The 12,725-nt window shown below is 48.4% G+C and carries 6 protein-coding genes; all 6 read left to right on the top strand.

Going from position 1 to position 12,725, the window contains the following annotated elements; translation table 11 throughout:
- The first annotated feature begins 131 nt into the window (after window positions 1-131).
- The gene (locus KDK17_RS15215) at window positions 132-2,099 is read left to right on the top strand and encodes a hypothetical protein (protein WP_257288427.1); all 1,968 of its coding nucleotides are present in this window, start codon (window positions 132-134) and stop codon (window positions 2,097-2,099) included.
- A 138-nt stretch (window positions 2,100-2,237) separates the two neighbouring features.
- Window positions 2,238-4,001, top strand: coding sequence for a hypothetical protein (locus tag KDK17_RS15220; protein ID WP_257288428.1), 1,764 nt, complete (start codon window positions 2,238-2,240; stop codon window positions 3,999-4,001).
- Between the two features lie 65 nt (window positions 4,002-4,066).
- Window positions 4,067-6,499 (top strand): hypothetical protein, encoded by a 2,433-nt coding sequence (locus tag KDK17_RS15225; RefSeq protein WP_257281745.1) that lies wholly within the window; start codon window positions 4,067-4,069, stop codon window positions 6,497-6,499.
- Window positions 6,500-6,607: 108 nt separating this feature from the next.
- Window positions 6,608-8,422, top strand: coding sequence for a hypothetical protein (locus KDK17_RS15230; protein WP_257288429.1), 1,815 nt, complete (start codon window positions 6,608-6,610; stop codon window positions 8,420-8,422).
- Between the two features lie 152 nt (window positions 8,423-8,574).
- Window positions 8,575-10,515, top strand: coding sequence for a hypothetical protein (locus tag KDK17_RS15235; protein ID WP_257288430.1), 1,941 nt, complete (start codon window positions 8,575-8,577; stop codon window positions 10,513-10,515).
- 170 nt (window positions 10,516-10,685) lie between these two features.
- Window positions 10,686-12,593, top strand: coding sequence for a hypothetical protein (locus tag KDK17_RS15240; RefSeq protein ID WP_257288431.1), 1,908 nt, complete (start codon window positions 10,686-10,688; stop codon window positions 12,591-12,593).
- The last annotated feature ends 132 nt before the right edge of the window (window positions 12,594-12,725 follow it).

Raw genomic sequence — 12,725 nt, forward strand, 5'->3', positions numbered from 1 at the left:
CATACTTATTCTCTTGATCTATCCTTCCTATCTGTAAATCAGAATGCAAGGATAGAATTATTAGACATTCACTCTTTGCGGTACTGCTGTTTCAACTACAGTTGTTACATGTCGTCTGTCAGGCCAAACCGTTGAAAGAACGCTTCGTTGTCGCGATTCAACAAAATGCTGGTTATCCAAACCAAATCATTTCTATAAGACATGGCCTGCATTCACTGCCGGTCGCCCTCTCAGACATTGCCGACATGCACGGCTTTGGAGGATCAGATCCACCGCCTGATGTCAAAGATCACGGCGGTTACGGGGTAATCCCCCCCCTCATTGAATCGATTTCATGGCAGTTGCGTTACGCTACTCACCTGCTGGTGGGTTACGCACCGTTCCTGACCACCGGAGATTCCCCTCCAGACTCGAGCCATTATTCATGGTCATCTGAAGAAATGGTTGTCGCTCTCGGCTGGCTTTTAAAAAGTTATTGGAACCCCGATTTACTGTCATTTAACCCAATTGAACAACACATTGAACAACAAGAGGTGAATCAGGATCAGTCGTTTCCGACCATCACTATGGTTTTTGGCTCCAACCCCGGATGTGACCGGCAACAATACCCGCCATCAGAATCATCCAGTCAGCAAGCCCCAAAAGCCACCAGCTACGTCACAGGCTATTTCACCAGTCTTCTGTACTCTGACTCTGACGGCGGTAGCGGAGACCCCCAACAACACTCACATACTTTGGGTTTAAATTGTTTCGTCCATCCCTGTCATGGTGTTTGTCAATTCCAACCATCAGGAGCATTTCCCGGACAAAGCTCATGCCCCCATTTGACCAATGGACACTGCTTTAGTTGCATGTGTTATTTTGATCCTGAAAACAATGAACATGTCCAAAATAAATCACCTTGCAAAACATTAAATAACTTTATACCACTCGATTATGATATGCCTACAGACTGGAATGAGCCTTCCACCACAAATGTTTTTGAGGTCATGAAGGGGTCAATCGAACTGAATCGTCTTCTCGAAGAAACTGACATGGCTTCTACGCTCAACCAGCCAGCCATCACTCAAGCCCCGGTAACCCACGGGGATGCTGTACCTGGAACGACACATCGCGAGCAAGACCTCTCGGTTCACAAAAGCAACGACCACAGCAAGCAAAAAAACTGTTGCATTACCATAGTCTGTGAGAGTGGCCAGTCGCAGACGTGCGGAAAGGTCTTCGTGAGTGCCAAATCCCTATGGGATCACAAAAAAAGAGCCCACAGCGAGCAACAAGCCTGTAAAGCCACTGTGGTCGATAAGGATGGACAGTTGCAGCCATGCGGAGCAGTATGCAAGAACGCTCGATCTCTGACGGTTCACAAAGCCAGATACCATACCGGGCAAAAAACCTGTGAAGTGACAGTGACCGGAAAGCACAACCAACAGCAGCCATGCGGGACAGTCTGCAAGAATGCCCAAATGCTGTCGGATCACAAAAAACAAGCCCATGTAGAGCAACAAACCTGTGACGTGACAGTGAGCGGTGCGGATGGTCAGCCGCGACCGTGCGGGTCGGTCTGTAAGAATGCCCGATGCCTGTCATCTCACAAGACCAAATACCATACCGGGCAAAAAACCTGCAACCTGACAGAGATCGGGAAAGATGGCCAGCTGCGACTATGCGGAAAGCTTTGCGAAAATAATCAATCTCTTACGAATCACAAACTAAGGGAACATGGCGGGCGACAAACCTGTGGCTTAACAGTGGTCGGGAAGGATGGCCGACCGCGAGCATGCGGGACAGTCTCCAAGAATATTCAGTCTCTCATGGCTCACAAAAGCAAATACCACAGAGGGCAAAGAATCTGTGAGGTGGCCGTGATTGGTGAGGATGGCCAGCAACGTCCATGCGGAAAGGTCTGCAAGCATTCCCAACATCTTTCGTACCACAAAATAAGGGAACACAGCAGGCAAAAAGTCTGTGGCCCTAAAATGGTTGGGGTGGATGGCCAGCCACGACCATGTGGAACAGGCTGCAAGAATGCTCTTGCCCTGAAGCAACACAAAAGAAGTCACCGAAAACGCAAGTCTGCTGATGTAGAGCAAAACCAATAAAGTGTTACCCGGAGCAAACTCTGTCATTTGACAGGAGGCCTTTGAGAAAAGAGTCTATTTAGTTTCTTGATCTATCCTTCCTCTCACTAAAACAGAGTAAAGGACGGAATTATTAAAAACTCACTCTTTGCGGCACCGATGTTGTTCCTACTGACGTTGTCTGTCGTCTGTCATTCTAAACCCTTAGCAAGACATTTTTTTTCCGGGCTTGAACGGAAAACAGGTTTTCCAAACCTGCGTTTCTCTACACAGCGTGATCGTTGTGCATTGCCAGACAACCCGTCAGTTATCGTCAATACAAACGTCTATACAGGATCAAATTCACTAACTGATGACAAAGCGAGGGAATCTCGCGGTTACGGGGCTGAAACCATCTTTATCGAATCGATTTCATGGCAATGGCTTTACGCTACTGAGCCTCTGGTTAGTTGCGAACTTATCCTGACAACCAAGGAAGCCTCTCTTAGCTCTATTCCTTATTCGTGGTTACCACCTGTAAAGGGGCTTGTCGCTGTCAGGTGGCTTCCGTGTCGCTACTGGAACTCCGCCCCCCCACTGGTGAACCCGATTGAGCAACAAGAGGCAACATTCATGCTGACAGAGGGGGATCAAGCATTTGCAGCAATCACAATGATGTTTGGCTCTGGAAATAACCAGCATGCCTACCAGCAACAAGGCCAGCCATCAGAATCATCCGGCCAGCGGGCCCCGTTAGTCAGAGGTTATTTCACTAACCTCTTGTATTCTAGCTCTGATGACGGCGACGAAGACCCTCAACAACACCAACATACTCTGGGTTTAAACTGCTTCGTCCATCCCTGTCATGGCGTTTGTGAATTCCTACTGTCATCCGACACCAGAGGGTCAGCAGAATGGCCACTGAATTCCAGACAAAGCTCACACCCACACATGGCGAATGAATGCTGCTCGAGTTGTATAAGACCATTTGATTCTGAAAATACTGCACTCTCAATAAATGCAGGGACTGACTATACAACTGCTGCCGAGCCGCTCAGGCACGATGCGCCAATGTCCGGAAATACGCCTTCCAGCGCTATGGAATCTGCGAGCATTGATCAGTCACCTGCTCTAAAGGATCTTTTCGAAGAAGTCGGGACTTCCACCTCGCTTACCTGGACAGACACATTGCAAGTCCTGTCGGATCATAAAATAAAATGCAGCAACGAACGCAAAATCTGTACCATGCCTGTGCTCGAGAAAGGTTGCCAGCCGCGGCTATGCTGGAAGCTCTGCAAGAATGATCATGCCCTGGCAACTCACAAAAGCAGATACCACTCTGGACAGAAAACCTGTCACGTGACCGTGATCGGGGAGGATGGCCAGCCGCGTCTCTGCAGAAAGGTTTGCAAGAATACTCTGGCCCTGTCAACTCACAGAAGAAGAGACCATAGCAAGCAAGAAACCTGTGACGTGATCCTGACCGGTATCGATGGTACGTCTCAGCCATGCGGGAAGGCCTGCAAAAGTGCTCAAGCTCTGTCGACGCACAAAAGAAGAGACCACAGCGGAGAACAAACCTGTGACGTGACTATGATCGCGAAGGATGGCCAGCTTCGGACGTGCGGGAAGGTCTACAAGAGTGCTGAGGCTTTGACGCTTCACAAAAGCCGATACCACAGCGGGCAACAGATCTGCTACAAGACCGTGATCGCAGAGGAAGGCCAGCCGCAGCCATGCGGAAGAGTGTGCAAGAATGCTTGTGCTTTGCAGGATCACAAAAGAAAAGAACACACCGGGCAACAAATCTGCGACTTAACAGTGGTCGGGGAGGATGGCCAGCTGCGGCCGTGCGGGAAGACCTGCAAGAATGCTCATGCCCTTTCGGAGCACAAAAGAAGACACCGAAAACGCAAGCCTGTTGATGTAAAGCAAAACGAATGAGGTTGACCCGGTGCAGACTCTGCCTTTTAACAAAAGGCCTTTGAGAAAAGAGTAGATTTCATTTCTTGACCTATCCTTCCTCTCTGTACACCAGAGGAAAGGATAGAATTATTAAAATCACATTCTTTGCGCCACTACTGTTGCTTATACTGGCATTGTCTGTCGTCTGTCAGTCTGAAACGTTGACAAGACACTTTGTTGTCGAGCCTGAACAAAAAACAGGTTCTCTAAACCAGTGCTTTTCTATAAAGTGTGACAGGCGGATATTGCCAGAAAACCCATCAGTTATTGCCAATACAAACGTCTATACAGGATCAAATTCAGCACCTGATAACGAACTGAAAATATCTGGCGGTTACCGGGCAAAAACCATCCTCAGTAAATTGATTTCATGGCAATGGCTTTACACTACTGAGCTTCTGGTTGGTTACGAACTTATCCTTAAAGCCAAAGACGCCTCTCTGAGCACCACCCCTTATTCATCGCTACCTGTAGAAGGCCTTGTCGCTGTCGGCTGGCTTTTAAGTGGCTATTGGAACCTCGATTCGTCGCAGTTTAACCCGGTTGAACAACAAGCGACAACATCTATGCTAACACAGGGAGATCATACATTTGTCACCATCACAATGATGTATGGCTCTGGGAATCACCAACATCCCTATCAACAACAAGACCAGCCATCAGAATCATCCGACCGGCAGGCCCAGGTAGCCACAAGCTATTTCAATAGCCTCTTGTATTCCCTCTTTGATGACGATAACAGAGCCCCTCAACAACACCAACATACTTTGGGCTTAAACTGTTTCATCCATCCCTGTCATGGCGTTTGTCAATTCCGACCATCACCCGACACCAGAGAACCAGCAGAATGGCTTCTGAATTTCGGACAAAGCTTATATCCGCATTTGGCTAATGAACACTGCTTTAGTCGCATAATACAATTTGATTCTGAAAACACTGCACACTCAACAAGTGCAGGGGCAAACTATGCAACTGACCCTGAGCCACTCAGGTATGTTTCGCCAATGTCTGGAAATGAGCCTTCCGGCGCTGAAGAATCTGCGGGCATGAATGGGTCATCCGTTCTTAAGAATCTTTTCGAAGAAGTCGGTACTTCCACTTCGCTTATCAGGACAGGCACATTACAAGCCTTGTCGGATCACAAAAAAAAATACGACCACGAACAAAAAATCTGTATCGTGACCCTATTCGAGGAGGATGGCCAGCAGCGAATATGTGGGAAGCTCTGCAAGAATGCCAATGCGCTATCGTCTCACAAAAGTTCATACCACAGGGGGCAAAGGATCTGTGACGTGGTAGTGATCGGGGAGGATGGCCAGCAGCAGCCTTGCAGGAGAGTTTGCAAGAATAGTCAAGCCCTGAGAGATCATAAAAGAACAGAGCACTCTGAGGAACAAACCTGTGACAGGACAGTGATCATGGAGGAAGGCCGACAACGCACATGTGGGATGACCTTCAAGAATCCTAAAATCTTGTCGTACCACAAAAGAAGAGACCACTCCGGGCCACAGTCCTGTCACATGACCTTGGTCGGTGAGGATGGCCAGAAGCGGCCATGCGGGACAATCTGCAAGAGTGCACAAACCTTGATTGAGCACAAAAGACTAAAACACACTGGTTCAAAAACCTGTGACATAACCGTTATCAGAGAGAATGGTCTGCAGCAGCCATGTGGAACGGTCTGCATTAGTTCTCACGCCCTGTCGATTCACAAAACAAGATACCACTCCGGACCGAAGACCTGTTACACGACCGTGATCAATCAGGATGGCCAGCAGCCATGCATGATAGTCTGCAGGAATAATCAAGCCCTGAGAGATCACAAAAGAAAAGCGCACACTGGGCAACAAATCTGTGACAGGACGGTGATCATGGAGGATGGTCAGCAACGGCCATGCGAAACGGTCTGCAAGAATGCTAAAGCCCTATCGACTCACAAAACCAGATACCATAACGGGCCACAGACCTGTGTTATGGCCGTGGTCGGTCAGGATGGCCAGCAGCAGCCATGCGGGATAGTCTGCAAGAATGGCCAGGCCCTGAGGGATCACAAAAGACAAAAGCACATCGTGCAACAAACCTGTAACCTGTTCAGGGTCGGGGAGGATGGTCAGCAGAGGCCATGCAAGAAGGTCTGCAACGGTGTTCAAGCCCTGTCGGATCACAAAAGAAGACAACACACCGGGCAACAAACCTGTAACCTAACCATGGTCGGGAAGGATGGCCAGCTGTGGACATGTGGAACGGTCTGTAAGAGTGCTAAAAGCCTGTCCGATCACAGAAGAAAAAAACACTCCGGGCAGCGAACATGTGACGAGACCATGGTCGGGGAGGATCGCCAGCAGAGACTATGCGGAAAGGTCTGCAAGAACACTAAAACACTTTATGAACATAAAAAAAAACACCGAAAACGCAAGCCTGTCAATGCAGATCAGGACGATGAACTCAGCCCTCCGGAATTTAAAGTAAATAAATAACTAACGATCTGATCAGACACCATTAATTATGAATTGATCTATCCTTTCTCTTTGTGAACCGAAGGCTGGGATAGAATTATTAAACACCCACTCTATGCGGCACCGCTGTTGCTGCTACTGTCTGTCGTCTGTCAGGCTCAATCGGTGACAAGACATTTTGTTAATGAACCTGAACATAAAACAAGTTCTCCAGACCAGTGCTTTTCTATAAAGCGCGCCCGGCATAGATTGCCAGACCATCCATCAGTCATTGCCAATAAAACCGGCCATAGAGCATCAGATTTACCGCCTGACGACAAGCCAAAGGAACCTGACGCTTATGGGGTAAAAACCGCCCTTGTTAATTCGATTACGTGGCATTGGCTTTACGCCGACCATCTGCTGGTTAGCTTCGAACTGATCCTGATCATCAAAGATGCCTCACTATATTCCGCCACTTATTCATGGCAACCTGTAGAAGTGGTTTTCGTTGTCGCTGCCGTCTGGCTTTTCAAAAGCTATCGAAACTCAGGTTCGCTTCTGCTTAGCCCGGTTGGACAACCTAACCCAATTGAACAACGAGACGCGAACCAGAATTACCCACTTGCCACCATCATTTTGATGTCGGACTCTGCACAAAACCAGCAACAATGCCAGCCATCGGAATCATCGGGCCAGTTCGCCACGAAAGCCACCGCCCGCCCTTCAGGCTCTCTCACTCGCTTCCATAATACTGGGTATAGCGGCGGTAGCGGAGGCCCTGAACAAGACCAACATACTTTAGGTTTAAATTGTTTTTTCTATCCCTGTCATGGCGCTTGTCAATTTCGACCATCATTCGAGAGCGGTGAGCCAACTGAGTGGCCATTGAATTCCGAACAAAGCTCATGCCCTCATTTGGCTAATGGACGCTGCTTCAGCTGCTTAAGTCAATTGGACTCTGAACACACTGAACACCCAATGTATACAGGTGCAGACTTTACAGCTTACCTCGCCGGGTCGTTCAATTATAATGCGCCTACGCCCGATAATGAGCCTCTCAGCACGAATGAATCTGCGGTCACTACCAGGTCACCCACTTTTCAGAGTTTTTTCGAAGAAACCGGAATTTCTAGCAGGCCCACCCAGACAGACACACCACAGGACCCGACAGCACCTGAGAATGCTGTATTTGGAACGATACATTGTCACCAATCCCTATCGGATCACAAAATAAAATACGACATCAGACTACTAGCCTGTAACATGACCGTAGTTGGGAAGGAGGGTCGGCATCAGCCATATGGAATGGTCAGCAAGAATGATCAACCCCTGTCGCTTATCGAAAGAAGAGAGCAAAACGAGCCAAAAACCTGTGACGTGGCCGTGGTCGATGGGGATGGCCAGCGGCGGCTATGCAGAACAATCTGCAGGAGTCTCAAAGCCCTGCCAGATCACAAAAGAAGACAGCATACTGCACGAAAAACGTGTAACGTGATCGTGGCCGGGGAGGATGGTCAAAAGAGGCCATGCGGGAAGATCTGCAACAATACACAAGCCTTGTCGGATCACAAAAGAAGACATCACACCGACCAACGGACCTGTGACGTAACCGTGGTCGGCAAGGATGGCCAGCCGCGGCCATGTGGAACGGTCAGCAAAAGTGCTAAAAGCCTGTTAGATCATAAAAGAAGAAAACACTCCGGGCAGCGAACCTGTAACAAGATTGTGGTCGGAGAGGATAGCCAGCAGAGATTATGCGGGAAGGTCTGCAAGAACCCTCAATCTCTTTCGGATCACAAAAGAATACACCATTCCGGGCAACAAACCTGTGACGTAACCATGGTCGGGGAGAATGGCCAGCAGCGACCATGCGGAAAGATCTGCAAGAACACTAAAACCCTGTATGAACATAAAAAAAGACACCGAAAACGCAAGCCTGTCGATGTTCAACAGTACGATTAACTCAGCCTTCCGGAAAGTTAAGTAAATAAGTAACGACTTGATCAGAGACCACTTCAATCATCAAGTGGTCTATTCTTCCTCTCTGTATAGCAGAACGCAGGGATAGAATTATTAAACGTTCACTCTTTGTAGCACCATCATTACTTCTGCTAATGTTGTTGTCCGTGATCTGCCACGCCCAACCATTAACAGAACGTTATACTGTCGAGCTTGAACGGAAAACATCTGTTCCCAACCCACGCTTTTCTATAAAGTGTGACCGTCGTACATTGCCGGGAAGCACTTCCGATATTTCCGACACCAGCGACTATGCAGGATCAGACTCGCCATCTGACAAAAAACACAACAGATCTGGCGGTTACGGGGTCAAAACGCCCCTCATTGAGTCGGCTTCGTGGCAATTATTTTACGCTACTTTTGTGCTGGTGGGTTACGAACGGATGCTTACCACCAGAAATGCCCCTCTCAGTTCCACCCCTTATTCATGGCTACCTGCAGAAGTGGTTGTAGCTGTCGGTTGGCTTAAAACAAGCTATCCTCTCCTTGATTCACCACTGTTTAACACGATTAAACAATCGATCGTACAACCAGAGACAAGTCAGGATCACTCGTTTACCACCATCACTATGATGTTGGGTAGCGGACAAGACCAACAACAAGACCTGCCATTTGAATCATGGGAATCTCAAGCCACTGCCGACCATACAGGCTTTTTCACTCATCTCACGTATTATGATCATGACCATGGCGACGGTGACGGAGGCCCTGAACAACATCAACATACTTTCGGTTTAAATTGTTATGTCCATCCTTGTTATGGCGTTTGTCAATTCCGACCATTATCTGACAGCGGAGGGTCAGCTGAATTGCCACTGAATTTTGAACAAAGCTCATCTCCTCATTTGTCTGACGGACTTTGCTTTAGCTGCATCAGTCATTCTGATTCTGAAAGTGCTGCGCACCCAATGAGTTCAGGGACAGACTATACAACTGACCCTACCGGGCCGGTCCATGATGATGTGCCAGAGCCCTGGACTTTGCCTTTCCGGACTGATGTATTTGAGGGCATTAATGGGTCAAACACTCTTCAGAGTCTTCTTGAAGAAATCGGAATTTCCATTACGCATACTCAGACAGACACATTACAAACTCCAACAGCACCTGATAATTTCATAACCGGAACGACACATTGCCAGGGAACTCAGTCGGATCGCAGAATAAAATACGACAACAAACAACAAATCTGTGACATAACCGTGATCGGAGAGGATGGCCAGCCGCGGCCATGCGGGAAGGTCAGCAAGAATACTAATGCCCTGTCAAGTCATAAAAGCAAATACCACACTGGGCGAAAAACCTGTCACATGGCACTGATCGGGCAGGATGGTCGTCAGTGGCGATGTGGGAGGGTCTGCAAGAATGCTCAAGCTCTGACGCTTCACAAAAGAAGAGAGCATTCTGGGCAACAAACCTGCAGGCTGACAGTGGTCGGGGAGGATGGCCAGCCGCGGCCATGCGGGACGATCTGCAAGAATGCTGTGGCTATGGCGGCTCACAAAAACAAATGCCACACCGGGCAACAAATCTGCAACGTTATAACGGTCGGGAAGGATGGCCAGCCGCAGCAATGCGGGAAAGTCTGCAGCAATGCTAAAACCCTTTCGGGACACAAAAACAGGAAACATAGCGAGCAAAAAACTTGTGTCGCAACTTTAATCACAAAAGATGGCCAACAACGGCCTTGCGGAAAGGTCTGCAGCAATGTCCAGGCTCTGTCGGTTCATAAAAGAAGATACCACACAGGGCCAAAAAGCTGTGACGTGACCGTATTCGGGCAGGATGACCAGCCGCAGCCATGCGGGACATTCTGCAAGAACCTTCAAGCCTTGAAGGATCACAAAAGAAGACACCACAGCAAGCAACAAATCTGTAACATAACCGTGATCGGGAAGGATGGTCAGCAGCGACGATGCGGGAAGGTCTGCAACAACGCTATAGCCTTTACGGATCATAAAAGAATACATCGAAAACGCACGTCCGCAGATGAGCACCCGGAGTATGACTCCAATCTCAAGAAGTCAGAATATAAGTAATGATCTGATTAGACATCACTCCGATCATGAGCGTCAGCAGTTTGCCGCAAGGCAAACCACTTTGCAGATACTTTTTGCCCAGAGCAACTTTTGGTTTTTAACAAAAAGTTATTGGCAGAAAAATACATTTATTTTCTTGTTCTATCCTTCCTCTCTGTATACAAGAATGCATGGATAGAATTATTGAACACTCTCTCTTTGCTGCAACACTATTGCTGATGTTGTTGTCTGTCGCCTGTCATGCCGAACCCTTGACAGAACGCTTTATTGTCGAGCTTGAAAAAAATGCAGTTTTTCATAACCAGAGCTTTTCTATGAAGAGTGACCAATGTACATTGCTGCGCGACCCATCAAACATTGCCAACACAGACGACTGTGCAGGACCGGACTCGAAGCCTGATGACAAGCCCCGGAAAGCTGGCGGCAATCGGGCAAAATCGACCATTATTGAATCGATTTCGTGGGACTTGCTTTACACCACACATCTGCTCGCTGGTTGCGTAATGATCCTGACCACCAGAGACGCCCCTCTATGTCTCAACCCCTTTTTATGGATACCTCCAGGAGAGGTTACCACTATCGGTTGGCTTTTAAAAAGCCGTTGGAACCCCGATTCACCGTCGTTTAGTTCTGTTGAAAAACCAATTGAACAACAAGAGGTGAGCCAGAGTCACACGTTTGCGACCATTACTATGATGTATGGCTTTGGAGAAGACTCACAACAAAACCAGCCATCAAAATCATCCGTTCAGGAAACCACAACAGTATCCCCCTACCCTGGAGAATCATTCAATCATCTTCGGTATTCTGACTCTGACGGAGGGGACGCAGGCCCTCAACAACATTCTCATACTTTGGGTTTAAATTGTTTCGTCCACCCCTGTCATGGCGTTTGTGATTTACGAGAATCATCTGAGAGCAAAGAGCCAGCTGAATGGTCTATGAATTGCGGACAAAGTTCATGCTCTCATCTGGCCAACGGGCTCTGTTTCAGTTGCATGGGGCATTTTGTTCCTTTAAACAGTACACATTGCCAACAAATCCCGCCTCTAAAAATATGGGATGATATCCCTGCCATTATGAGTCAATACGATTCTGGTCAACTATTTCGGCAACAGCCGCACAGCATTGATGTCAACCCAACCAATAGCATCAGCTCAGTAGAACGGGTTGCCTCAGATGGGGTCGTCTCAGACTCAGTGAGCGCAGAGGCAATCTCGAGAACTGACGCTACCGGGCAATCGACCTGTAATGTAATAGTGGTCTGGGAGGGTGGCCAGCTGCGACCTTGCGGGAAGGTCAGCAGGAATGTTCAGGCACTGTCAGTTCACAAAAGTAAATATCACACCGGGCAAAAAGTCTGTGACGTGCTAGTCGACGGGGCAGATGGTCAGCAACAGCCGTGCAGAAAGATCTGCATAAATGCTGCTACCCTGTGGAATCACAAAAGAAGCGTCCACACTATTCAGCAAACCTGTGATGCGACCGTGGTCGGCCAGGATGGCCTGCTGCGGTCATGTGGAAAGTTGTACAGCAATATCAGAGCTCTTTGGAATCACAAAAGAAGCACCCACGGCGGGCAAAGAATTTGTAACGTAAAAGTGACTGGTGAAAATGGCCGGTTGCAACTATGCAGGGCAGTCTGCAAGAGTTCTAAAGCCCTGTCGGTTCACAAAAGCAAAGTCCACAGCGGGCAACGAACCTGTGACGTGACAGTGATCGGTGAGCATGGCCAGCTGCAACCATGCGGAAAGGTTTGCAAGAGCGCTAAAGCCCTTTCGGATCATAAAAGCGGATACCATACAGGAAAAAAAACATGTGACGTGACCGTAGTCGGGGACGATGGTCAGCAACGACCATGCGCAGCAGTCTGCAAGCATGCTCGAGCCCTGTCGACTCACAAAAGCGTCACTCACATCAGGCAAAGAACCTGTGACGAAACAATCGTCGGAGAGGATAGCCAGCAACGGCTATGCGGAAAGATCTGCAGGAGTGCTCAAGTCCTGTCGGAACACAAAAGAATGCATCGGAAACGTATACCTGTGGGTGCAGACGAAGACGATGACCTCAGTCCTTGATCTGATAACCGCCCTTTCATAAGATTTTGCCCGGTGAAGCCCTGGGCTTTTAACAGAAGGCCTTTGACAGAAAAACGCGCTTACTTTCATGATCTATCCTTTCTCTCTGTAACCCAGAACGCAAGGATAGAA

This window comes from Endozoicomonas sp. SESOKO2 (genome assembly GCF_024606245.1).
Lineage (GTDB): Bacteria > Pseudomonadota > Gammaproteobacteria > Pseudomonadales > Endozoicomonadaceae > Endozoicomonas_A.